Source organism: Cellulophaga baltica 18, assembly GCF_000468615.2.
Taxonomy (GTDB): domain Bacteria; phylum Bacteroidota; class Bacteroidia; order Flavobacteriales; family Flavobacteriaceae; genus Cellulophaga; species Cellulophaga baltica.
Genome location: NZ_CP009976.1, coordinates 139,160 through 164,484, shown reverse-complemented (window position 1 = coordinate 164,484; position 25,325 = coordinate 139,160). Strand labels below are relative to the sequence as shown.

The window sequence follows — 25,325 nt, the reverse complement described above, 5'->3', positions numbered from 1 at the left end:
GGCTTCAGCAAAATTGGAGGAAGTGATAAATGAATTCAGTAGAGTTAAAATTACTCCAAGCAAGCTTTATTGTTGTATCACAAACCGTTTAACAACAAGCTTCAAAAAATTTTAAAAATAAAATATCATGAATAAGCAAGAACTTCTCCAACTCGAAAAACTGGCATCACTCACGCCAAAGGAAATTGAAAAGCAGAAACCTGCTATGTTTTCAAAGTTGAGTGAACGGGCAAGCATCAGCCTCAAAAATACTATTGTGGCCAAACTGAAGGATGCTTCTCCGGAAATAAAAGCCAGTCTGAAAAAGATTGATTTCAGCCCTGCCAAGCTCGGTAAAGTTGATGTGAAGTCTGCTTTGGCTAAAAACCTCCTTGCCGGACGCATTCCTACGGAAAAGAAAAAGAAGTTGGAAGAGGTTGCTGCAAAACTTCCTAACCTTGGCAAACTGGATGATATCATCCAGCCAGAAATTCCTGTATTTATAAACCCTGCCTTTCAGAATGATTTAATGAAAGCTAAAGTATATCGTTTGAGCGATATAGTCGGCTTGTCCCAAATGAAAACGGATAAAGCCTTGGTCAAAGAATTTAGCCTGAATACTATTTCCAATGCGAAATTGGATGAATTGGTAAAGGATAAAATTCTTACTGAAAAAGAGGCAAATGGAATTGGTCTTGCCTCCAATCTTTATACGCTGTTCGATTCCAGTTTTGAATTAACGGAGCATATAAATAAATCAGGTACAGTTCAGTCCATTGAAGACCTGATTCGTTTAGATAAATCTGCTTGGAAAAAATTGGTAAAAGATTCTAAGGTAGAATTGCCTAAAGACTTGAAGCCAGATGATTATGCCGAAATTCTTTATAAAAAAGTAGAGAACTTATTTCCGGGCGAATCTCTAGTACATCGCATCAGTCAGGTGAAAGCAGATGTTTTAGCAAAAGACCTTGATGCTTTTAAACCCTTATTGGTAAAAAATAAAAAAATATTTGGCAAATCAAGCTTTGATGAATTAGATACAAAAGGGCTTTCGGCTGCTGAAGTTAAAAGTGCCAGAGTGCAATACGAACAATTGGATAGAATCATCAAAGTGAATCCGGGGCTAAAACTCAACGAATTACTGGATGATAAGAATTTAAACCCGACTGATAAGGGTAAAAAGGTAGTTGAAAGAATTGGATTATTAGATAAGTTCATAAAAAACAATGCCGAAGTTAATTATCTGGCAATCAGCTATACCCATGATAGTGAAGATGTAAAAGCACTTAATTTCCAGGGTTTCAAACCTGAAGAAAAAGCAATGGTGCTTAATTCAATAAAAACCTATCAACGGGTTTATTCTTTCACCAATGATATAGAAGACACCGAAACCATTATGGCCGCAGGGTTTCATTCTTCTTTCCATATCACATCGGTTACGCTTCCTGATTTTGTGAAAGCAACAAAATTGGATATAGCTATTGCCACCAAATATTTTGAAAATGCCCACATGGCCATTATTCGCACTACAGGTGTGATGGGTTCTATTTTGGATATTCTTACAGGTAGTTTTGATTGGACAGCCGTGGGTAATTCCAGTCCAGCAATTAAGGATTATCTGAAAGACATTCCCGGCTATCAGGATTTGTTCGGGGATTTGGCATTTTGTGATTGCGAACACTGCCAGTCCATCTATTCTCCTGCTGCCTACTTTGTAGATTTAATGCAGTTTGTGGAACGTTATATTATTTCTAAACATTTTACGGGTACAAAGGCAACTCATGTTTTAAACTTGAAAGTAAGAAGGCCTGATTTGTGGTCATTACCACTTACTTGTGAAAACACCAGTACGCTGGTTCCATACTTGGATATTATCAATGAAATACTCGAATCCTATATTGCAAAAAAGAAGGGGTATGCTGGAGATTTGAATGATCGAAGTTTGGTTGAAGAATTTGTTTATAAAGGAGAAATCGCATTGGAAAAACCAGGAGCCTGGAAAACCAGTGTTCATGCATTTACTCAGCCTTTTAATTTACCATTGGAGACTGTATCAACTTATTTAGGTCATTTTGAAAAAACAAGGGAAGATATAGCTATACTGTTGGGAAAACCACAAGATGAAATTTCAAAAGCAAGACTCAATCTATCAGAAAAAGAGTTTCAGCTAATCACAGTACCTGATAATACTCCTGCATTTATTAATAGAGCGTATGGAATTACATTTACAGTAACCGCCGGTAAAATTACCCCATTTAATGCTCAGCTATTATTAAAACCCATGGGCATTGACCGCAAGGAACTAGGACGGATTTTTAAAAGTCGATTTGCTACCAATAATGGAACGGATAACATTATCATCAAGGGAGAAAAGATAGATGCCACCAGTATTCAAAATGATATAGAAAGAGTTAAGAATCTAACGTATGATGCTCTCGATCGAGTTCATCGTTTTGTGAGGCTCTGGCGTAAAACCAGTTGGAGTATTGAAGAACTAGATTTGATATTGACTCACCTACATCATCCTGGTGTTGCAACTGACATTATTCCTGCAACCATATCGACCATTGGCAACCTTTTAAGACTACAGGATACCTTGAAGGTTTCTGTAGTGGAATTGTGTGCTATTCGGTATAGTATACCTACTTCGGTTTGGGAGGAAAACCAAAAACCTTTGTTTGACATCCTCTTTAATCATGAAGATGTTGTCACCTCGGAAGGTAGTTATCCTAAGGATGCCATAAAATTAATTCATCCTGCTTTGGTAATTGATAGTTCAACGGCCTCAGCAGAATTTTCATCTTCCCGTCTTATGGCCGGATTCAATCGGTCTGACGATGAAGTTTTGGCGTTGATACAAAACCTGACTCTGCCATTAGGAATTGTAAATATTTCTTCTGCAATTGAGAGCGAAAGAGGGTTTAATTTAACGGTAGCCAACCTTTCAGTTTTATACAGACATTCTAAATTCGCAGAGATTCTAAAACTCTCCATTGCAGATTTATTCATAGTTCTTAAACTGATTCCCACAATACCAAACAACCATATTGAGAACATCAACCACATATATGAAGTCATAAATTTTCATCATTGGTGGAAATCATCCTCATTTTCATTGGATGATCTCAATTTTATCGTTGAGAGCAACGACATTTCCATACCGGAGAACTTCAAAACAAAGGAAGAGATCACATCGCTTATACTCGATCAAACCCAAGCATCCAACAGTCTTGTATTTGCAGAAACAGTTTTTTCATCCTTTGATGATATAACAGAAGAGCTATCAAAAGCAATCATCAATGCAAACAACCCTCTAATTGAACCCTCACCTGATGGAACAAATTTTTGGTTAAAACCTTCTTTCAATCCAGCTGCGGCCATAACTATACCAGCCGGAATTACAAGACCCGAACCTGAGATCAGGGCACTATTAACCAAATACCATCCGCAATATTTAATACCATTCCACTTATCAGGTCAGTTGCAGTTATCCGAAGATGCAATCAGTCAAATAATTAGTGCTTTGGGAATAGATTTAGATACTGATTCTTTTGCTTTGGAATTACAAGGCATCACCAGTCCTGCTGTGGCCATTCCTGCATTGGTTGAAAAATTATTACCTCTAAGTATCTTGTTTAGGGATAAGAAGTTCAATACAGAAGCTTTGACCTACATTATTGACCACTTAGCTATATTTGGAATTGCTGATATAGACAACCTTTCCATTGAGAACATTCAAAAACTAACCACCTTCGCGCAATTCATTGTGCTTAATGAAGATGGTAGTCATAATATAGTACCACTAACGGAAGTGTTGGATTCCTTTGTCAATGCTACTCAATACCTAACAGCAGATCAGGTTAAACTTGCTACAGTTCTTCATACAAAGCAAGAACAATTTGCCACCATACATTCTGTAGTGATTTCTTCTACAAATGCCATTCAAGCCCTTGAACATTATAAAGATGTAGTAGAGGTTTGTAATTATATAGGTATTGGCGGAGATGTATTGCCAAAAATTATTTCACTCCAATATAATGAATTAAATGGGGCTACTAATGCCATACTTGCAGCCTTTCGTAGCAAGTACAAATCAGAAAGTGAAAGAAAAGAAAAACTGGAAAAATACCAGGATAAGCTGCGTGGTAGAAAGCGCGCATCTCTTACTACCTACTTGATTCACTCTGGATTTCCTCAATTTGAAAATGAAAATGACTTATTTCATTATTTCCTGATTGATACGGAATTGGAAGGTTGTGCGAGAACTTCCCGACTGGTAGCTGCTACCATGAGTATGCAATTATACATACACCGTATTTTATTGAATCTTGAGCAAGATGATCAAGAACCGGGCACTCTAGGAAGAGTAAATATTGGTATTAACCCTGAGAATCCAAATGACAAAAAGTATAAGCCGATTCCTGCTGATGAATGGGCTTGGAGAAAAAATTACCGGGTTTGGGAAGCAAATAGAAAGGTGTTTCTATATCCTGAAAATTATATTGAACCTGAATTAAGGGATGATAAATCACCCCTATTCGAAGATTTGGAGAATGAATTGCTGCAGCAGGATATCAATGCAGATACGGTCCTTGATGCTTATGCCAAGTACATGAGGGGCTTTGATGAAGTGGCTCATTTAAAAATCGCAGGATCTTATCATGAAAAGGATGTTGAAAGTGAAACGGATGTTTTGCACTTGTTTGGTGTGACAGCAGATGAGCCACCCATTTACTATTATAGAAGAATAGAAAATATTTACTATGCTGAGAAAAACGAAAACCGTGGAATAGTTTGGGGACCTTGGCAAAAAATTAATGTGCAAATCCCCGTTCGTAAAGTTGCACCCATTACGTATAATGGGAGGTTACATGTATTCTGGACTAGGGTTACTACCTTGGCAAATGCAGTTTTTGATAACAACCGCTCCATCTTCACAGGTTATAGCCATAAATTCTCCATTGAGTTTGCAACACTTAAATTAGATGGCACCTGGACTCCACCACAGAAATTGAATTTGAAGGATTGTTATCCGTTTGAGGGGAATGGAGTGGTTCAGGATCCTTTAGCAGATGATTATGAAATTCAGACTTTTAGAGCCCAGCTACCTTCAATATTAAGATCCACTCCTTTCTTTGAAATGTTATCTACATTTCAACCATCATTAAGAACTCCGAGGTATGATACTCAAATACATTGGGCACCAATAGATGAATACACTTTGGATGGATTTTTATGGGATCAAGTATATCCAGCCATTGACAGTGATAACAGGTTGAACCTTACAGGTGCTGGCTTTCAGTTAAGAGCTGCCATTGATTTTTACAATTTGAATATCCAAGATAATGCTGGGCGATTATCTAATATTACCAGTTTTGAAGATCCTGTAATGGAGAGTTTAAGGATAATTACTAAAAAAGCAGGAAAAATAGTGCTACGTAATGGTAATTCGCTGCACCGAGCAACCTCGCCTGGCGTGCAGTTGTTTGATAATTTTGCCTTTGGCTCCTTGGTTGTTAATACAATAAAATCAAATCCTTTATTAACAAGGCATTGGAATCAATGTACATTAGACCAAAGTTTTAATAATATAGAACAGGAGCAAATAGCCTCTCTTCCTGCCAGTAGTTTAGTCCAAATTATTAATGGGGCTTATGGCGATGCTATAATAGATGTACAAGGCGATTTGTTATTGTTACAGGGCACACCAGTTGATGGCAATGGATTTATTTTAAAAAGATTAGGCACTACTCTAAGCGAAACACTGACAAGAACATTATTTACCAGTGGAGTAGAAACAACACTAAGCATAGAAACTCAAAAAGCACTGAAAGAAGCTTCAGCTCCAATATCTATTACTCCTAACAAAATAGAAAATCTTGTAGTTAGGGATAAAATTGATTTTAAAGGCGCTTATGGGAATTATTATCGCGAAATTTTCTTCCACATTCCTTTCCTGCTTGCCAACTATTTAAACAGTCAGGGTAAATATGCTGAAGCTCAGAAATGGTATCATTACATCTTTAACCCTTCTGCGACTGAGGTAATTACATTCCCTGCGGGACTTTCAGCCGCACAGAAGAAAAAAATGGAATTGGACAGAAACTGGCAGTACCTGGAATTCAGGGAAATTAACACCCAAAAATTACGGGATCAGTTGAATGATAAGCAAGCCATTGAAGTATATAAAAAAGATCCATTCAATCCTCATGCTATTGCACGATTGCGGATGAGTGCCTATCAAAAGAGTATCGTTATGAAGTACATTGATAACCTTATTGACTGGGGCGATCAATTGTTCTCTCAGGATACGATGGAATCTGTAAATGAAGCTACTTTGCTTTACATTATTGCCAAAGAAATATTGGGCGATCGTCCTGCTCAAATTGGTGGATGCGGAGAAGGAACAGTCAACCCGAAAACATTTGAGAATATTCAGCCTCTTTTGAACAAAGGCTCTGAGTTCCTAGCTGAATTAGAGAGCTATACTTATGTTAAGACTCCAGGTAAAAAAGTGAGACCAAGTAAAGCTGGAATTTTAGACAACTCATTTATTTATGAGAAATCTAATAAAGTAGCTGCTGAAGTTAAATACAAAAGAGGTGTAACGTACAAAGCAGCAGGTTTAGGAATGACGATGATTCAGCTGGATCAAATGAAGGGGGTAGAAGCAAAATACCTGCCTGAGATACACATCAAACCTGTTGATGATAAGATTACGGGTGCCTTTGCGAAAGGTACAATCCGCGGTTTGGATTGGAAAAAGGACTCCATCTATGTAAAAGATAAGTACCGAATTCCTTCCTTTGGGATTAGTATCATTAAACATGTTTCTCCAGTGTTCTGTGTACCGGGTAATAAAGATTTACTTGATTATTACAACAGAGTGGATGACCGATTATTTAAAATCAGAAATTGCATGAATATGCAGGGTCAGAGAAGGCAGTTGGCATTGTTTGCACCTGAAATTGATCCAAGATTATTGGTGAGAGCAAGAGCAGCGGGACTTTCAATGGATGATATTCTCAATTCAGTCAGTGGCAATCTTCCGCCCTATCGCTTTGCTTACATCCTTGAGAGAGCTAAAGCTTTTACGTCTGTTGTGCAAAGCTTTGGTGCCTCTTTGTTAAGTGCTATTGAAAAGAAAAATGGAGAGGAGTTGACTTTATTGCGAATGACGCAACAGCAGAATATTCTTGAAATGGCCTCCAAGAGTCGAAAATTGGAGATTGATACAGCAAATGAAGGTATTAAATCTTTGAATGATAGAATTGAAGCGATTACTTATCAGATTGGGTATTACGATTCGCTCATTGGTGAAAACAGGAATCTTTGGGAAGTGGCACAGTCTTTTGCAAGACATTCGGCATCAGCTATTTACTTAACTGAATCAGTAATCGACACCCTATCTGCAATTTTGCACGTAATGCCTCAGCTTGGTTCACCTTTTGCAATGAAATATGGAGGTGTCGAGCTTGGTACAAGTACAAGAAGATTTGGGAATGCTATTCATGCAATTGCTCAAGGGTCTGAAGCTATATCCGCTTCAACAGGTCTAGAAGCAGGATTTGACAGAAGATCGGAAGGCTGGAAGCACCAAAAGAAATTACTGCAGTACGAGTTAAAACAAACCGATAAAAACCTCCTAGCATCTGAAATAAGAAGAGACATATTGATTGAATCTGAAAAAATTCATCTAAAAAACATCGAACACAACAAAGATGTGATGGAATTTTATGGTGAGAAATTCTCCAATCTTGGCGTCTACACCTATCTGTCAACCACGATGCAGCGTTTGTTTAAAGAAGCGTATAATAACGCACTTTCTATAGCCAAGTTAGCAGAACAGGCTTATCGTTATGAACGAGACGACAATAATATCTTTATTGACGGCACTTATTTTGAATCATCCCGTGCAGGTTTATTAGCTGGTGAACGTTTACAAATGGCTTTACAAACCATGGAGAGACGTTACCTGGAAACCAATTATAGGAAGAATGAAATTGATCAGGCCTTTTCACTTACGCAAATTGATCCGTCAGCACTCCTGTTACTCAAACAGACAGGAACATGTGATTTTAGTATTCCGGAAGTATTCTTTGATTTGTTCTATCCAGGCCAATACCGTAGGAAAATTCAATCAGTTAGATTGACCATTCCGTCTATTACTGGACCTTATACCAATGTAAGTGCTACCTTGTCATTAACAGGTAGTGAAATACGGATGGAACCTAATTTAGGAGCAGCCGAATTAAAAGAAGTACCCAAATCAAGGACAACCATTATTTCGACAAGTACCGCACAAAATGATGCAGGTGTATTCCAGTTGAATTTCCGGGATGATCGTTACATGCCTTTTGAAGGTGCAGGAGCTATCAGCTCCTGGAAATTATCACTTCCTAAAAACTTCAGGCAGTTTGATTACAGCACAATCAATGATACTATTATCCATGTGAGCTATACTGCTGAGTACGATGAGTTGTTCAGGGATAAAGTGGAAGCACAAAATGATGCGATTGAAGGAACGCTAATAAACATTCTTAAAAACAATTCGCTTTCACGAACATTTAGTTTAAGACAGGAGTTCTCGAATGCTTTCCACCGATTAACAGAACAGCCAGTTAATAATCCAGTCTTAATAAAAATTGAAAATAAGCACTTCCCTCTGTTTTTGAATGGAAGAAATCTTAAGGTATCTAAAGCTAAATTGATTTTGGTTACCTCTGTTGGTCAAACAGTCGCAAGTGTAAATATAAATGTCAATGGGACTTCACAAACTGGATTTGTAAAAGATCCGGCCCTAGGTAATTTATTTGCAAAGGATTTAGGAAATTTGTTCAATGCAGGTATTCTTAGAGATCATACAATTTCAATTATTGTAGGCGGTGATTTAGCACCAACAGCTCCTTTGCCAGGTCATATAAATGCTATTGATACGGAAAAATTAGAAGATATTATTTTATATGTGGAATATAAAATTGGTTAATACGGTGTTTTGGTAAAACATTTGTCATTAAAAAATGTATATATAATAAGTTAAAAAGAATTGGGCCTATTGTTTGAATTACCAACAAATAGCCCTTTTATAATCTTTCTTTTTATACTTAATAAATTTGTTGCTTTTGGTGTTTTTCTAATTAAAAATTCTAAAGTTTAGTTAGAGAAACACAAATTGCATTTAGATATAAACAACATGATATTTATTTTTTATATCTAACGCAGATACTCAGCCACTTTCCTTCATTTTATTTCGAAAAAAGGCATCGTTTTAAAAGTCTTGAACACCATTAATTTTAAGAAGAATAAATTTAATGAAGACCGCTTTGCATTTTGGCTAAATTTACTATTTAGTTGTTTTTTGAAAGATAAACCAAAGAATATCAAAACACATCAAATTATATGTAAGATACTGTATTATAGTAATTTAAGTATTTTAAGCCGTTCTCTCGAATTTTAACCAGTACCGATGATAAGAATACTTTGGAGGACTAAAAATGTCTGAAATCACACTTAAAACTCCCAAAAAGACTATGTCAGAATTAATTTTAAATTGCATTTTTTGAAAAAGAAATAATTATTAAATTAAAAATAAAGCCTGTCAGCCATTTGTATTTTATTTGTTTATGTTTTAAATAGTTTATTTAAAGACACCAGTGCTTGTCCAAATATTGGCCTACTGATGGGACGGTACATGTTCATATATGGGACAGTAGTGTACCAACACTTGTCTTAATTTTGGGATAGTGGGACACTGAGTGGTATGGCTATGGTACTGTTAAGATGGAATATAAAAAACAGAAATCTAATTAATATAAAATGAGTATTTGATTATCCCTTTCACACTTCCCATTCCCGATAACAAAGAGAACCGATTTGTTCCTAGACGGATTGCATAATCAGGCTATGCTTTTTTTATAAATCCTTACTAAGCCCAAATCGGTTGCGTAAAAAGTTATCGAAAAAGTGAAACGTGAAGGCTCTATGAGAAGTAAAAGGAATAATTTACAACCAATTCATTGGCATTTGATGTCAATGATTCCATTCTGTTATACCGAAAAAGTGATAACACTCTGGATATAAAAAATAAAAGATTTTTAATTTCCGTTGCTTGAATTTAATATTGAACCAAGGCGAGGAGCGTTTACATTTTGGAGGGAGCTTTTGCAAGTGAGAAATGTAAAGCAAGAGGGTAACACGCTAAAGCGATGTTATTTTTTTAACTATTTAATTTTCAGCTACTTATGCAACAATAAACTTTCAAATTTTTACAATTTTGCGACAAATCGGCTGGGAACCCCAGTAAACATTATAAAATTTGCGACAAAAATTGTTGCAGTTCATAAATTTAAAATATTAAGTGTCTGATAATTAGTAACTTCAATAATTAGTAGTATGCCAGTAAACTAATTTTTAAGAAGAAACAGTGTGAAGCCCTGTTTTAAGGCAAATTTTTTAGTAAAAAAGAAAATTTTAAATTTAAGGCGGTAGGATGTGCTAGAATTTTGGCACTTAAAACTAGGCAATTGATTTTATTGTTTTTAGAAAGCTTTTGCTTTAAATTGATTGGCGAGTTTGTCCTTTAATAGAGTCATATCCTCACCAATCTTTTTATTAATAATCTTAGCATAATGTTGCGTAGTCCGCAAGTTCTTATGACCTAACATCTTGCCAACGGTTTCGATCGGAACGCCATTAGAAAGGGTTACCGTCGTTGCAAAAGTATGGCGAGCTAAATGGGTGGTCAAATTCTTTTTAATGCCGCAGAGGTCGGCAATTTCTTTTAAATAGGCATTTGCTTTTTGATTACTCAGAACGGGAATTATACATTCATCGATAAGTACTTTGGGGTGATTTTTATATTTTTCTAAAACGGCTAAAGCATTTGGAAGTAAGGGGATGTTAAATTTAGCATTAGTTTTGGTTCGTTTGGCTTCAATCCATAAGTTACCATCAATATTTATAACAAGATTATCAGAAGTTAATTTTTGAATGTCAATATAGGCAAGCCCAGTATAGCAGCAAAAAACAAACATATCTCTGACCATATCCAATCGCTCAATTCGAATTTCTTTTTCTACTAAAGTTGCTAGTTCTATTGCGGAAAGAAACTCTCGTTCTGTATGGTTAAATTGGACTTTATAATTAAAAAATGGGTCTTTGGTTATCCATTCGTTGCCAATCGCAATCCGAATGATCTTTTTGAATAAGTTGATGTATTTTAGAGAAGAATTGTGATTGCATTTTTTAGTAATCTTTAAGAAGTATTCAAACTCTTTAATGAATTTTAAATCTACATCTTGTATGGGAATGTCAGTTTTTCGATATTGCTTATTTAAAAACTCTATAATGTGATTTAGTGTGGTGTAGTATCTTTTCCATGTAGCAATTGCAAATTCAATTCCAACCAATTTTTTCATTTGCTCGTTATGTTCGAAAAATACAGTAACTAACATTTTTGGTTGTATTTGTTTTCCGAGATATTTATCTTTTATATCATTTGCAGTAAAATGTTTGTCTTCATCTAATAAATGATGTTGTATTTTATTCACCTTGTGGCGTATAGTTGCCATGAACTTATTTAATTCTTCAGCCTCAACACCTTTACCCTTAATTTTGTTCATTCTAGCATCCCATTTTTCGGGATCAATCTTTCGGCTTAGGCTTATAGCTGTGCGCATTCCATTAACTGTAATTCTCAAGTAGAGTCCAGCTTTGCCATTCTTGTCAAGCCGTTTGTCTTTTAGATAAAATAGAGTAGAAAATGTATTAGCCATTTTTTGGGTATCGAATTAAGCTAAATAAAGGTAATATAAATTATTGAAATAATTTAATAATTATCTAAAAAACAGATAATTACATGAAAATCGACACCTCTTTTGAATTTGTCGAATAGGTATCGAATAGGTGTCATTTGTTTTGATATTAATTGCCATTAAATGATATGGAATAAAATTAAAAAACCTGTAAATCAGACGTTTACAGGTTTTTAATTTGTTTTGATACTTAAAAAGTGGAGCCGGGGAGAATCGAACTCCCGTCCAAACAAGCAATTACAATGCTTTCTTCATGCTTAGTTTTCATTTGGTTTTCGATGCACAACCGACTGAAAACCGCCTATTGTACACTTAGCTTCTGAAATTTTTGTGATACTACCAAAGCAATAGTACCCTTGTGTTGACATTTCTGGTGCTCCTAATAGAATCGCCGCCAACAAGGGCTATTCCGGAACATCTCGCTTCTCTACCTAGTAGAGACGAGGCTAATCTTACTATAATTCAGATTAAGCGGCAAGAGCGTAATTATTTTCGCCAATTAAAAGTGTGGAAAATGTGATTAACGAGCTGTAGCCCAGCGCTCGGCATGCTTACATCCCAATTGGTCTCGCTGTCAAAACCAGGCGGCCCCTTGGAAAATTTTCAATGAACTAATCCGCTTTCAAAAGAAATTTCTTTTTTCTAGCGGATGGCAAAGGTAGTTCAAAAACTATTCCAAAAAAAGTTTTGCTTGTCATCTTGTCATATGTTACATTTACAACTATTGAATCGGTATAAGTTATAAAATTGTATTTATGAAATTCGGAATCATTAGAGAACGTAAAAATCCGCCAGATAGAAGAGTCGTGCTATCTCCTGACGCATGTCAAAAATTACGAACAAAGTATCCTACGGCAGAAATTGCGGTCGAATCTTCTGCTATCCGAACGTATGCAGACGAAGATTATGAAAAAGCGGGACTTAGCTTAAGTGCCGATATGGAGGAGTGTGATGTTCTTTTAGGGGTTAAAGAAGTGCCGATAGAAGATTTAATTCCGAATAAAAAATACTTTTTCTTTTCCCACACGATAAAAAAGCAACCTTATAATAGAGAACTGTTACGAGCTTTTTTAGATAAAAATATAGAAATGTATGACCATGAAGTCATTACCAATGAAAAGGGACAACGTTTGGTTGCTTTTGGTAGGTATGCCGGGATTGTAGGTGCGTATAATGGTTTTAGAGCCTACGGCCTTAAGTATGATTTGTATGATTTACCCAAAGCAGAGACACTCATAGATCAACAAGCATTAATTGATGCGTTGAATAATATTAAATTACCTGCGATAAAAATACTTTTAACGGGTAAAGGCAGAGTAGGGAATGGAGCAAAAGAAATGTTAGATGCTATGGGGCTTAAAAAAGTAACGGTGGCAAATTACTTGTCTACCTCTTTTGAAGAACCTGTATACTGTCAGATTGATGCTTCAGAATATAATAAGAGAAAGGATGGTGTTCGTGGTAATAAGGCTGAATTTTTTAAGAACCCTGAATTGTATCAAACTAATTTTGTTCGTTTTACAAAGGTGACTGATTTTTTTATTGCGGGTCATTTTTATGGTACGGGGGCCCCTTATCTTTTTACGAGAGAAGATGCAAAAGATGAAGATTTTAGTATAAAAGTTGTGGCAGATGTAAGTTGTGATATTGATGGTCCCGTGGCAACGACCATTAGACCTTCAACCATTGCAGATCCCATATATGGGTATGATCCTCTAACGGAAAAGGAGGTAGATTTTAAATCGACAAACGCTATTGCTGTTATGGCGGTAGATAATTTGCCGTGTGAATTGCCTAGAGATGCTAGTGAAGGTTTTGGGGATGCTTTTCTGAAAAATGTTATTCCCGCATTTTTTAACAACGATAAAAATGGCGTATTAGAGCGTGCAAGAATGACACAAAATGGAAAGCTAACAGAACGTTATGCCTATCTGCAAGATTATGTAGATGGAAAAGAATAGCGGTATCTGATAAAATCTATAGCTATTGTTTAAAATGGGAGGTGGAGAAAGTTATCTTTTTTCACCTCCCATTTTATATGCATTTGATTTTTTGATATCGATAAAAGTTACCGCAAGTACTCCTAACGTATAAGCTACTAAATCCTGAATACTAAAGCTATTGCCAAAAATTAAGTTGGCCCATTTATTTTGATCTAAGCTTACAAGCTGTAAAAACGTGGTGCGTTGTAGAAACTCAACCGTATAAGAGAGAACTAATGTTATAACTGCAATTGATAATGGATTGGTTTTTATAAAGCTTCTGAGAAAACAATAGATAAGTATGACCACGAGAAAATCGCCCACAGTATGTCTTATGAAACCAATTTTTAAATAGTAAGCAATAGCAATCTCAAGAGCTAAAATTGTGCTAAAGGCAATAAAGTGAATGTTATTAAAAGTGAACTTCATGACGCTTATTTTATAATTGTTTTTATGAAAAATTAGTTGAAATAAATTGTCTTTTTTTTCAAGGTAAAGAACTGGGGAAATGATGATTAAAAACCGTGCATGACTTAGATGTAGAGGTAGATTATGCCTATTGTCAAATTAATAATGATGATCAGAAGCGTGCTAATGTTTTCTTCGTAATATTTGTAATTTATTAGGGTGTTAAAAAAAGCAGTGATTAACAGAATTACATTCATAAGACCAGTAATTACTGCAATAATAATTTTCAGCATTAAAATGGCGTCCACGGCCAAATTAATTAAAAAGAAAATTGTATTAATAAGAAAAGAATAGTAGGTGATTCTTACTACAGAACTATTAATTTTAAGGTTGAAATAAGACATCATTTTAATGGTAGATTAAGGAGTAAATGGAATATTCTTGCCAGCTTTTTTCTTTTTCCTGCTGTATAAATCGAAAATATTTAGTAGTAATGCTAGCTTCAAATGCCGTTTCTTTTTTCTCTTCGCTATACTTTTTTAATTGAATACTGTTGGTGTCGCCTAGGTCAATAAGGTATTGAATATCTACATTATCAATATTCTTTAAATTGTAATAAGTAATAGATTTATCCCAAGGAATTGTGGCGCTTACAAATAGCACTGCAAAAATAACAGCAACGTTTGATCGTATTAAATAGATGAAACTTTTGGTTTTTGATACTTTCAAGTAGGTAGTACATAAACCTGCTAGGATACATAGTAAGTATACAAAAACGCCAATTCTTTTATAAGTTAAACCTAAGGTGGCAACGTACATGTAATTTTTATACCACGTAAATAAGACCAGTATAAGATTCATGGCAATCCAGCTATAGCATAAGATCTTAATGTTCTGGCTTTTGGTGTAAAAATTAAGATCGCCTCTAAAGAAATATAATATAATAGCAATAGCGCAGATAATTGACAATAATAGGGCGTAGACTCCTTGATGTACAGATTTTGAGTATTCAGAATTTGTGCAGGTGTTAGCGCCTATCAAGTAGATGAAATCAGTTATTAGAAAGATAAAAAGTAAACTATTTAATGCTATAAATATAATACTGCCAAGGGTGTATTCTTCGGCTAGTTTTTTACTTTGTTCCAATGAAAAATTTGGCGTAGACCTTTTCAGTATATTGCTTTGTTCTGTATCTAAAGTTATTAGGGTCTCTGGGTAATAAGGCCTTAAAATATGTAAGAAAATGAAGTATCCAAATACCGTAAATAGAAGCCATGGAAAGCTTAAGAAATCAAAATTTATTGCAGAAATAAGACTACTGAAAACAGGATTAGACTTTTGATATAATAAAGAGAATAGTATAATTAATCCTATCGTGATACTCAGAGCTTTAAGGATAGTTTTAGTTTTAGAAGATATGGTAGTACTTTTAGGTTCCTCTTTTTTTAAAGAACTATTTAATTGATGAATAGAAGCCAATACCATATTGGTGAGCCCTATGAACCAACTTAAATACAAGGAGTTTTTGGGAGCAATAGTTTTTCCTATATAAATTAGAAATGCTAGAACATGAATAAAAATCTTGAAATTTGTAGGATCTAGAAAGACCATTAATGAAGTAAACAGATAGGCAAGTGCATATTTTATAGTTTCTTTTTGCCCTTTATGCTCAAGGAGTACGAAAGTGATAGTTACTAAAGAAAGAATCACAAGGTTAATTCCCATAGTCTTACTATAAAGTAGTAAACTAAACATTAAAGCGGCTAGAATTGATTTGATATGGATGTTCATAATATAATTTTTAGTGTATAGAGAAGGCTGTTCTGATGTTGTGAATTGGTAGATGTACTAATTTTTGAAAATCTATTTGATAAAACTTAGAGGAGCTCTTGCCTCTTTTATATTCCTGGCGGAACCTATTGAAATGAGAGCAGTAAAAAAGGGTGCCAATGGTGAGAACAGAAAAAAGGTATAAACTTCTTTTTCCATTGCCCCATAAATAATATTGCATACTAATCTCTTCTGGAACTGTGGTTCCTATGTTTGTTAGTACATGATAGATATCATGACTTTCTAATTTGGGTTGTAATTCAAAGCTGTGCTTGGTTAAAAAGTAGTGCAATTCTGCACCTAAAGAGCTGGGAGGTAAGGTTGCTAATTCTTTTACAGTAACTGTCCATGGCTTATTTTTCTTAAAATACTTCTGATATGGTTTTTTGCTAATTTCATAAAGCTGTTCAAATATAAATGCTTTCATAATTCAGATATTAAAAGTGCTTTGAATTTCAAAGTGAATAGATAAAAAAATAGATTAGAATTTCTTGATTAAATTTTCTAGTGCATCAATATGTTTTTTAAATGCTGTTTTTCCTAAAGCAGTAGCAGAATATCTGGTATTTGGCTTTCTTCCTATAAATCGTTTCTCTACCATGATATAATCTTCTTTTTCCAAAGCTTTGGCGTGACTCGCTAAATTTCCGTCTGTAACATCAAGCAATTCTTTAAACATATTAAAATCAGCATATTCATTTACCATGAGTATACTCATCATGCCTAATCTGATGCGATGATCAAATGTCTTGTTTATGTTATTTATAAGTCCCAAATCTATTGTCTATCGTATTTATAATACATAACTATTCCGTAAAGAATATGAAGAAAGCCAAATCCTAAGGCCCAAAAATACAAACCATAACCTATAAATTGTGTAGCTATTAAACCAATAGTAATATTAGCTAGCCCTAAATAACGTACGTCTCCCAAAGTATACTTACTTGCATTTAAGCAAGCTAGGCCATAAAATATTAAGGTAGCAGGAGCAATAAGCCCCATAGTCTGATTTTGTAGTAAAATGAAGCAGAAAAGACCTCCGGTAATAAGCGGCACCATAAAGTTAAAAAGCAAACGCTTAGAAGTCCTGTTCCATATTTTTTCTCCACTCTTTTTTGACTTTTTTCGTGTGAGTACTATTCCTGTAACGATGGAGGCAATCATTACGATCAAGGCAATCATCATTAACTGTTCGGGAGCACCAATACTTAAGAACAGCCTCTGACTATAGGTAGACGTATTTTGAATGTCTGTAATAATTTTATGGGCAAAATAGGCACCAATTAAAGAATAGACTCCGGCTAATATTCCAGATAAACCACTAAGCGAAATAAAACGTGATGATTTATTCATCAAATTTTTGATTTCATGTAGGTCGTCTAAATAGTTTTTTGATTCCATCTTAAAGTACTTTGAAATACAAAGTAAGTATAAATATCTTAATCTTCCTATGTTTATTTTAGAATTTTTACTGCTTATTATAATTGAAGTGAGAAGTTTAGATTGTTTTTCTTTTCAATAAAGGCTTTATAGCTACAAATGAAATCCACATAAAACCTCCAAATATTAGTGTCCACATCCATGTTTCTTTCATGAATAGGGTATGAAAGATGCTGTAGAATAGAATATCGGGTCTAGAAATAATATCCCAAGAATTAAAACGTAGAAATCTACCCAGGAATATTCCGAATCCACCTAGTAGACAAATGCTAAATATAACAAAATGGGTAATTTTGGTGCTGTACTTGTGAGTTAACAGATGAAATATATCTAATAAAGAAATAACACCCATGAGTAAGCCGTTTATGGCAAAAATTAATATGAGTAGAAAATCAAACACCTGAATCCCATAATCATTATCGACATGTTTTAGGTCGGTAATAATGTAGGGGCTATTCGGGATGAATAAAAGCCAAAGAATAATGAAAAGTGCGCTAAGAAATTTAGACGTACTTATTTTTTGACTATATCGTAAAGTTTTAGAGAAAACTACGGGTAGAAAAGCTAAAAATAGATTCCAAAGTAGAAAAGTAAAAAATATTGTTCCCGTATATACTACTCTTCCAAGTAATGTTACCGTACCTAGTATGGTTAGGATCACTAAGATTTTATAGCGTCTATGTTTTTTTATATGTTGGATTATTTCTGTCAATTTTCGGTATAATCTAGTTTAGGTTAAAAACGAAGAATCCTCATTTTTGTTGCACTTTGCTATTGATCTCTCCAATTGTTGAGTAACGGAGGAAGTAGGCAATAAATGAAATTATTTTGAGTTTTTAATAACAAACTTAAAAACTACATAATGAAAAAATTATTTTGGTCCCTTATTTTAGTATTTACAGTCATGAGTTGTTCTAGTGATAAAGATGATTCTAGTACGGATAATATCAGTGATCAGACCCTTACTGGGACAGTAGAAGGGAAAGCTTTTACGGTACAGGGAGGTAAGGCTTTTTTTAGATCAAGTACGAGTACAGAAGAAATTACCATTTACCTAACCAATGAAAATTTTGGTTGCGATTCAGATATCTTTGATTATACGTTAACGGTGAATACTTCTGTCCCTAATATGGTAGGGGTATATACAGACGTTAACATTGTAACTCAAGATGGGAACAACACACCATTTAATAATTTAACAGAAACTATAGTAGAGATTACTGCTGTATCTGACACCGAAATTTCAGGAAAGATGAAACTCAACAAAGAAGGTTCAGAGGCGTTTCCTGAAAGTATTTTTGAAGGTGCTTTTACGGTTTCAATTTGTGAGTAAAGTACTTTACAAATAGCAAATACTAATAGAGGGAAAACAATTTGTTTTCCCTCTATTGTTTTATTTAAGGCCATTCACTGTTTTTCGAATAGCCACCAAATTGGTAAGAAGTTTTTCTAAATGATCTAAATGTAACATGTTGGCACCATCACTTTTTGCAATAGATGGGTCATAATGCGTTTCCATGAAAATACCATCTGCACCGGTAACGATACCTGCACGAGCTATCGTCTCAATCATATCAGGTCTGCCACCGGTAACACCGCTAGTTTGATTAGGTTGTTGTAAGGAATGGGTAACATCTAAAACCACAGGAGCGTATGCTTTCATGGTAGGAATACCTCTAAAATCTACAATCATATCTTTATAGCCAAACATAGTACCACGATCTGTAATAACCACTTGCTCATTGCCAGAATCGGTTACCTTGGTTACTGCATGTTGCATACTTTCCGGACTCATAAATTGCCCTTTTTTTAAATTTACAACTTTTCCTGTATTTGCAGCAGCCACTACTAAATCTGTTTGACGTACTAAAAAAGCTGGGATTTGTAAGACGTCTACATATGCCGCAGCCATAGCAGCATCTGTTACCTCATGAATATCCGTTACGGTAGGAACTTTGAAAGTCTCAGATACTTTTCTCAAAATTTTCAGTGCTTTTTCGTCTCCAATTCCAGAGAAGGAATCTACGCGGCTACGGTTCGCTTTTTTGAAGCTTCCCTTAAAAATATAAGGAATTTGAAGCTTATCTGTAACTTCAACAATACGCTCTGCAATACGCAGCGCCATATCTTCGCCTTCAATAGCACAGGGGCCACATAAAAGGAAGAAATTACCACTATTAGTGTGTTTTATTTGAGGTATCTTATCTAGATTCATTGGTACATATAATTAAGACTACAAAGATAATAGAATTTAGGTCGAATTACTATAGCTAGAACATGCTCAAAATCAGTCAAATAAAAAAATCACAACTTTCAGTTACACTTCAAAAAATAGCAGTACCTTTGCGCAAAATTTAGCAGGGAATAGTTCCTTTAATAAAGTATTTATGTCAGCAACAAAAAATATTGCCATTATTGCCCATGTCGATCACGGTAAGACTACCTTGGTAGATAAGATTATGTATCACTGTCAGTTGTTTAGAGAAAATCAAAACACAGGTGATTTAATATTAGATAATAACGATTTAGAAAGAGAAAGAGGTATTACCATTACTTCTAAAAACGTTTCAGTAGTATATAAAGGTACTAAGATTAATATTATTGACACTCCTGGTCACGCCGATTTTGGTGGTGAAGTAGAGCGTGTATTAAACATGGCAGATGGTGTTTTATTGTTGGTAGATGCTTTTGAAGGCCCAATGCCACAAACACGTTTTGTATTACAGAAAGCAATTGACTTAGGTCTTAAGCCTTGCGTGGTGGTTAATAAAGTAGATAAAGAAAACTGTACTCCTGAAGAAGTTCATGAGAAAGTTTTTGATTTAATGTTTGAATTAGGTGCAGAAGAATGGCAGCTAGATTTTCCTACAGTTTACGGTTCAGCTAAGAATAACTGGATGAGTGAAGATTGGAAAAAACAAACAGAAAATATAGAGCCATTGTTAGATATGGTTATAGAGCATGTTCCAACTTTTGAACCAAAAGAAGGAAATACTCAAATGTTAATTACATCTTTAGATTTCTCTTCTTTTACAGGTCGTATTGCGATTGGTAGATTGTTAAGAGGTGGTTTAAAAGAAGGGCAACAAGTTTCTTTGGTAAAAAGAGATGGTTCTATTGTAAAAACAAAAATTAAAGAGCTTTATACATTCGAAGGTTTAGGAAGACTTAGAGTAGAAGAAGTTAAAACTGGTGATATTTGTGCTATTGTAGGTCTAGAAGGTTTTGAAATTGGTGATACTGTTGCTGATATTGAAAATCCTGAAGGGTTAAAAACAATCGCTATTGATGAACCAACAATGAGTATGTTGTTTACCATTAACGATTCTCCATTTTTTGGTAAAGATGGTAAATTTGTTACTTCTCGTCATATTAAAGATCGTTTATCTCGTGAGTTAGAAAAAAACTTAGCATTACGTGTTAATGATACTAATAGTGCAGATAAGTTTTTAGTATTTGGTAGAGGTGTATTACACTTATCAGTACTTATTGAAACTATGCGTCGTGAAGGGTATGAATTACAAATTGGTCAACCACAAGTAATTATCAAGGAAATTGATGGTGTTAAATGTGAGCCTGTAGAGCAATTGACTATTGATTTACCAGAAGAAGTTTCAGGTAGAGCGGTAGAAATGGTATCTATGCGTAAAGGTGAAATGACGAGTATGGAAGCAAAAGGAAACCGTATGGTTTGTGAGTTTTTAATTCCTTCTCGTGGTATTATCGGTTTAAGAAACCAATTATTAACGGCAACTGCTGGTGAGGCTATTATGTCACACCGTTTCTTAGAGTATCAACCAATGAGAGGTGATATTCCTCAAAGACAAAATGGTTCTCTAGTTTCTATGGAAATGGGAAAATCTATTCCTTATTCTATTGATAAACTACAAGATAGAGGTAAGTTTTTTGTGGAGCCAGGAGAAGATATCTACGAAGGTCAAGTTATCGGAGAAAATTCTAGAGGTGATGATATGACAGTAAACATTACAAAAACTAAAAAAATGTCTAACGTACGTTCTTCTGGAGCAGATGATAAAGCAAAAATTGTACCTGCAATTAAGTTTTCATTAGAAGAAGCTCTAGAATATATTCAAAAAGATGAATATGTTGAGGTAACTCCTAAGTATATTCGTTTAAGAAAAATATACTTAACGGAAAACGAACGTAAGCGTAACAAAATAGCTTAATATTTTAAGCATACTTTTTAATAGAAACCCAAGATGAAAATCTTGGGTTTTTTTATGTAAGGAATTTATAAAAAAATCGACTATCCAATTTAACTTTTAAAATACATCAATGAAATTAGGATTAAATATAGCACTTGTTGCACTATTGTTGTTAATAGGATCATGTAAAGAGCAGCCTAAAAAAATGGAAGCTGTTGCAACGGAAGAGGTTCAGGAACCTGCTTATCATATTCCAGAAACTTGGGTAGCCAATAGAGTAGCAAAAGCAAAAGAAAGATTGAATGCTACAGATGCAGGTAAAATTGTTTGGAGCGCAATGGAGGCTCATGGTGGTTTGGATACATGGTATTCTAATGGTTATTTATCTTTTAGGTTTGATTACCAACCTTTAGATGGTTCTACCCGCAGAAACTCTTATCAGACCATCGATACGTGGAATAATAAGGCTAGGCACACCAGTTATACCGATAGTACGGCAATTTTTGGTTGGGATGGTAAAGAGGCTTGGGTGAAAGCTAAAGACAGTACTGCTTTTGAGTATGATACTAGATTTTGGGCCTTAACACCATTGTACCTCGCCGGACACCCATTTATTTTGGATGGTGAAGGGGTAAGTTTAGAACTATTACCAGAGAAAGAATACAAGGGTAAATTACAAGATGTTGTAAAAGTTACCTTCGGAGAAAATGTAGGAGATGCGCCAGATGATTTTTATATTTTATACTTTGATAAGGATACGCACATAAATAGTGCTACTAGGTATATTGTATCGTACCCGCAGTACTTTCCAAAAGGAGGTCATGCTCCAGAAAAAATTATGGAGATTGTAGATCAAAAAGAAACGAACGGAATTCTTCTTCCAACAGGTTTAAAAACACATTGGTTGGATAAAAATGAAGAGATGGGAGAATACATTACAAAAATTGATATCAGTGATGTTACGTTTGTAGTAGAGGTTCCTGAAGATTATTTTTCGAAGCCAGAAGGTGCTACCGTTGTGCCTGCACAATAAGAAACTTGATTTAAGCTAATAAAAGAAAGCCTCTAATTTTTATAATTAGAGGCTTTTTTATGTTTAATAGACACTTGCTATCGTTTCTTTTTATAGGCTGCGGTAGCGGCACCAATTATTCCAGCATAATTTTGTAGCTCTGCAGGTATTACGCGGGTGTCAATAGTGATATGTTTTTCAAATTCGTCAAAGTATTTTGAGGTTCCACCGCCTATGATTATTAAGTCAGGAGAAACTATTAATTCAACATATTCTAAAAACTTATTGAATCGTTTTCCCCATTTTTTATAACTCAGTTTTTCTTTTTCCTTTACAGAGGCAGCTGCATAGTGTTCAAATTTAGCATGCTTTTTATAAGGAATTTGGCCTAATTCAAAATTAGGTAGAAGCTCTCCATTAAAAAAGGCACCACTTCCTAATCCGGTACCAATAGTAATCATCAATACCAATCCTTTTTCACCTTTTCCTATTCCATAATTCATGGTGGCATAGCCCGCGGCATCCGCATCATTAATTACCGTAACAGGTAATCCTGTGAAATCACTGAAAAGTTCCTCCGCATTTACACCTAGCCATTTTTTACTTAGATTTCCGTGAGCCTTACAAACACCATTTTTAATAATGGTAGGAAAACCACAACCAATAGGACCTTGATAATTAAAATGTTTTACAATTTTTGCAAATACTTCAGCGATCTCTTCTGGCTTTCCTGATTTAGGAGTTTCTATTCTAAAGCGCTCCGTAAGAAGTTCACCAGTTACTGTATTCACGAGTGCCCCTTTTATTCCTGAGCCTCCAATATCAATTCCTAATAAAGTCATTTGTGTGTTTTAATGGTATAGTAAAACAAAAGTAGCGAAAAATTAGTATGCGTTGTTGGCTTTTTATTTACTGCAGTAATTCTTGGTGGTGTAAATAATCAAAAATAATTTTGTCTACTTCAGAGACCAGTTCTTTGTCTTTGTAATTGAGCCAAATTATTTCTTCTATTTCAGAAGCGGCTTTTAACTCCCCAGTGTATTCCGCAAAATAACATGTCATCCGAACTAAGGTACCTGGTTTATGGCTGTCTGCTTGTGCTTCAAAGACCCCTAGAAAGTTTAAGGTTTTTACTAGTAAATCTACCTCTAATTCCTCTTTGATTTCTCGAAGAAGTGCAGCATGATCTGTTTCATTGAGTTCTCTTTTGCCTCCAGGGATGTAATACGTACTTCTCCCAATACTACGAGTGCTTAAGATTTTTTTATCCTTTAGATGAATCCAAGCTATTTTATCTATAATCTGCTCAGTGGGTTCAATATAGTAATCAATAGAGTTTAAGGAATGATCAGGATCTAGCTTATCTAAAATGGTGTCTATAAGTTTTCCAAAACCGGTAAGCGTTCCTAATTGTTTGTTTCTGCCAAGAGCACTAGATATCGTTTCATCTCTATTTCCAAATTTATAGCCTAGTGGGGTTATCCATAGCGTATTAATCAAATGTTGCATGGCAACATTTCCTAATTGATCAATAGAGATGGCAACTTTAAGGCAGTATTCACCAACTCCTTTAAAACCTTTTCTATACAGATTTTGAAAAATTCCATATACAAAACCTAAGGGCAATGTTATGATAGATAAAATGATAGAAACCAAAAATAAAATAATCCCTATAAACGGTTTTATTTTTTTATCGGGCTTAAAATTTTCTTTTTTTAGAATCATTATCAGGTACTAGATGGGGTTAAGTAATGGGTGGTTCAGGCTTTAGGTAGCCCTCTGTTTTATCATTTATAATGATACATTAATTTTATCAAAAGGTATTTCTGGTGTTAGTTTTTAATTGTTTAAACGGCTTTTTGAACCACTTCAAAAACTTTGTTACCATCACATTTAAGAGTTTTAGAAGGGTATTTTAAAATCAAAGCATAATCATGAGTAGCCATCAAAATGGTACGGCCTGTTTTGTTAATCTCTTGTAAAACTTTCATCACCTCTACACTAGTTTGTGGGTCAAGATTTCCAGTAGGTTCATCGGCTAAAATTAATTCTGGATCATTTAGTAATGCTCTAGCTATGGCTATACGCTGCTGTTCACCACCAGAAAGTTCATGAGGAAATTTAAAGCCTTTAGTTTTCATGCCTACTTTGTCTAAAACAGTTTCTACTTGCGTATCCATCTTAGATTTGTCTTTCCATCCTGTAGCTTTTAGAACAAATAGTAAGTTATTATTTATCGTACGGTCTGGAAGTAGTTTAAAATCTTGAAAAACAATACCAAGTTTACGCCTTAAAAAAGGAATGTCATTTTCTTTTAATTTTCTCAAATCAAAATCTACAATGCTCCCAGTACCATGGTTTAAAGGTAGATCTCCATAGAGTGTTTTCATGAAACTACTTTTGCCACTTCCTGTTTTTCCAATGAGATAAATAAATTCACCTTGTTTTATTTCAAGATTAATATCATTTAAAACCAAATTTTCTTTTTGGAAAACAGAAACATCCTTTAGGTGTAATATACTCTCAGCCATATTTTTTAATATTGTTATAAAAGTAATAAGATATCATAGATATTAATGTGGACTATTAAAAAAAATAAGCAAGAAGATGATTTTTCTATGTTTTTACCTGTATATGAATAAGTTAGTAGGTAATTTTGTTAAAACTGTAGGAAAAATAGCTAACTTAGGAGGAA

16 protein-coding genes and 1 other RNA gene are annotated in these 25,325 nt (G+C 34.6%); 5 read left to right on the top strand and 12 right to left on the bottom strand.

The annotated features are described in order from the left end of the window. The first annotated feature begins 127 nt into the window (after positions 1–127). Entirely contained in the window at positions 128–8,965 is an 8,838-nt protein-coding gene (locus M666_RS00580; RefSeq protein WP_029445397.1) for a Tc toxin subunit A-related protein, read from the top strand. Positions 8,966–10,517: 1,552 nt separating this feature from the next. On the opposite strand, the gene M666_RS00575 is transcribed toward M666_RS00580, so the two are convergent. Together M666_RS00575 and ssrA are read right to left on the bottom strand one after the other, a co-directional pair. Continuing rightward, the gene (locus M666_RS00575; protein ID WP_029445398.1) at positions 10,518–11,753 is read right to left on the bottom strand and encodes a site-specific integrase; all 1,236 of its coding nucleotides are present in this window, start codon (positions 11,751–11,753) and stop codon (positions 10,518–10,520) included. A gap of 234 nt (positions 11,754–11,987) precedes the next feature. Beyond that, positions 11,988–12,384, bottom strand: a transfer-messenger RNA (tmRNA) gene (gene ssrA, locus M666_RS20155). Positions 12,385–12,547: 163 nt separating this feature from the next. Here ssrA and M666_RS00570 point away from each other — a divergent pair. Then, on the top strand, positions 12,548–13,753 hold the full coding sequence (locus M666_RS00570) for an NAD(P)-dependent oxidoreductase (RefSeq protein WP_029445399.1): 1,206 nt from the start codon (positions 12,548–12,550) through the stop codon (positions 13,751–13,753). 51 nt (positions 13,754–13,804) lie between these two features. Here the strand turns inward: M666_RS00570 and M666_RS00565 are convergent, their stop codons facing one another. The 6 genes from M666_RS00565 to M666_RS00535 all read right to left on the bottom strand — a co-directional run bounded on the left by M666_RS00565 (position 13,805) and on the right by M666_RS00535 (position 18,164). Then, positions 13,805–14,203, bottom strand: coding sequence for a ribosomal maturation YjgA family protein (locus tag M666_RS00565; RefSeq protein ID WP_029445400.1), 399 nt, complete (start codon positions 14,201–14,203; stop codon positions 13,805–13,807). 387 nt (positions 14,204–14,590) lie between these two features. Further along, the gene (locus M666_RS00555; RefSeq protein ID WP_082007870.1) at positions 14,591–15,973 is read right to left on the bottom strand and encodes a DUF4153 domain-containing protein; all 1,383 of its coding nucleotides are present in this window, start codon (positions 15,971–15,973) and stop codon (positions 14,591–14,593) included. Between the two features lie 10 nt (positions 15,974–15,983). After that, positions 15,984–16,439, bottom strand: coding sequence for a Coq4 family protein (locus tag M666_RS00550; RefSeq protein WP_029445403.1), 456 nt, complete (start codon positions 16,437–16,439; stop codon positions 15,984–15,986). A 54-nt stretch (positions 16,440–16,493) separates the two neighbouring features. Continuing rightward, the gene (locus tag M666_RS00545) at positions 16,494–16,733 is read right to left on the bottom strand and encodes a winged helix-turn-helix domain-containing protein (RefSeq protein WP_262486529.1); all 240 of its coding nucleotides are present in this window, start codon (positions 16,731–16,733) and stop codon (positions 16,494–16,496) included. Positions 16,734–16,789: 56 nt separating this feature from the next. Next, positions 16,790–17,413, bottom strand: a complete 624-nt coding sequence (locus tag M666_RS00540; RefSeq protein WP_029445405.1) for a hypothetical protein — start codon at positions 17,411–17,413, stop codon at positions 16,790–16,792. Positions 17,414–17,510: 97 nt separating this feature from the next. After that, a complete protein-coding gene (locus M666_RS00535; RefSeq protein WP_029445406.1) occupies positions 17,511–18,164 on the bottom strand; it encodes a DUF1361 domain-containing protein in 654 nt (217 codons plus the stop codon). 150 nt (positions 18,165–18,314) lie between these two features. On the opposite strand from M666_RS00535, the gene M666_RS00530 reads away from it, so the two are divergent. After that, positions 18,315–18,785: a hypothetical protein gene (locus tag M666_RS00530; RefSeq protein ID WP_025614085.1), complete on the top strand. Its 471-nt coding sequence runs from the start codon at positions 18,315–18,317 to the stop codon at positions 18,783–18,785. Positions 18,786–18,845: 60 nt separating this feature from the next. Here M666_RS00530 and kdsA read toward each other — a convergent pair whose 3' ends face one another. Next, positions 18,846–19,667 (bottom strand): 3-deoxy-8-phosphooctulonate synthase, encoded by an 822-nt coding sequence (kdsA, locus tag M666_RS00525; protein ID WP_025614086.1) that lies wholly within the window; start codon positions 19,665–19,667, stop codon positions 18,846–18,848. Positions 19,668–19,839: 172 nt separating this feature from the next. Between kdsA and typA the strand changes: the two genes are divergently transcribed. Both typA and M666_RS00515 read left to right on the top strand, forming a co-directional pair. Next, complete coding sequence (typA, locus tag M666_RS00520) at positions 19,840–21,639, top strand: translational GTPase TypA (protein ID WP_024479456.1); 1,800 nt, start codon at positions 19,840–19,842, stop codon at positions 21,637–21,639. Positions 21,640–21,748: 109 nt separating this feature from the next. Further along, the gene (locus tag M666_RS00515; protein WP_029445407.1) at positions 21,749–22,651 is read left to right on the top strand and encodes a LolA-like protein; all 903 of its coding nucleotides are present in this window, start codon (positions 21,749–21,751) and stop codon (positions 22,649–22,651) included. 77 nt (positions 22,652–22,728) lie between these two features. Here M666_RS00515 and ppgK read toward each other — a convergent pair whose 3' ends face one another. From ppgK to M666_RS00500, 3 genes are all read right to left on the bottom strand, one after another. Beyond that, positions 22,729–23,472 carry a polyphosphate--glucose phosphotransferase gene (ppgK, locus tag M666_RS00510; RefSeq protein WP_029445408.1) on the bottom strand — a complete coding sequence of 248 codons (744 nt, stop codon included), beginning with the start codon at positions 23,470–23,472 and terminating at the stop codon, positions 22,729–22,731. 67 nt (positions 23,473–23,539) lie between these two features. Then, on the bottom strand, positions 23,540–24,355 hold the full coding sequence (locus M666_RS20825; RefSeq protein ID WP_029445409.1) for an NUDIX hydrolase: 816 nt from the start codon (positions 24,353–24,355) through the stop codon (positions 23,540–23,542). Between the two features lie 122 nt (positions 24,356–24,477). After that, the gene (locus M666_RS00500; RefSeq protein ID WP_024479460.1) at positions 24,478–25,161 is read right to left on the bottom strand and encodes a cell division ATP-binding protein FtsE; all 684 of its coding nucleotides are present in this window, start codon (positions 25,159–25,161) and stop codon (positions 24,478–24,480) included. Positions 25,162–25,325: the final 164 nt, after the last annotated feature.

Coding starts and splice junctions, on each gene's coding strand:
- M666_RS00580 (WP_029445397.1), top strand. CDS start 128: ATGAATAAGCAAGAACTTCTCCAACTCGAAAAACTGGCATCACTCACG.
- M666_RS00575 (WP_029445398.1), bottom strand. CDS start 11,753: ATGGCTAATACATTTTCTACTCTATTTTATCTAAAAGACAAACGGCTT.
- M666_RS00570 (WP_029445399.1), top strand. CDS start 12,548: ATGAAATTCGGAATCATTAGAGAACGTAAAAATCCGCCAGATAGAAGA.
- M666_RS00565 (WP_029445400.1), bottom strand. CDS start 14,203: ATGAAGTTCACTTTTAATAACATTCACTTTATTGCCTTTAGCACAATT.
- M666_RS00555 (WP_082007870.1), bottom strand. CDS start 15,973: ATGAACATCCATATCAAATCAATTCTAGCCGCTTTAATGTTTAGTTTA.
- M666_RS00550 (WP_029445403.1), bottom strand. CDS start 16,439: ATGAAAGCATTTATATTTGAACAGCTTTATGAAATTAGCAAAAAACCA.
- M666_RS00545 (WP_262486529.1), bottom strand. CDS start 16,733: ATGATGAGTATACTCATGGTAAATGAATATGCTGATTTTAATATGTTT.
- M666_RS00540 (WP_029445405.1), bottom strand. CDS start 17,413: ATGGAATCAAAAAACTATTTAGACGACCTACATGAAATCAAAAATTTG.
- M666_RS00530 (WP_025614085.1), top strand. CDS start 18,315: ATGAAAAAATTATTTTGGTCCCTTATTTTAGTATTTACAGTCATGAGT.
- kdsA (WP_025614086.1), bottom strand. CDS start 19,667: ATGAATCTAGATAAGATACCTCAAATAAAACACACTAATAGTGGTAAT.
- typA (WP_024479456.1), top strand. CDS start 19,840: ATGTCAGCAACAAAAAATATTGCCATTATTGCCCATGTCGATCACGGT.
- M666_RS00515 (WP_029445407.1), top strand. CDS start 21,749: ATGAAATTAGGATTAAATATAGCACTTGTTGCACTATTGTTGTTAATA.
- ppgK (WP_029445408.1), bottom strand. CDS start 23,472: ATGACTTTATTAGGAATTGATATTGGAGGCTCAGGAATAAAAGGGGCA.
- M666_RS20825 (WP_029445409.1), bottom strand. CDS start 24,355: ATGATTCTAAAAAAAGAAAATTTTAAGCCCGATAAAAAAATAAAACCG.
- M666_RS00500 (WP_024479460.1), bottom strand. CDS start 25,161: ATGGCTGAGAGTATATTACACCTAAAGGATGTTTCTGTTTTCCAAAAA.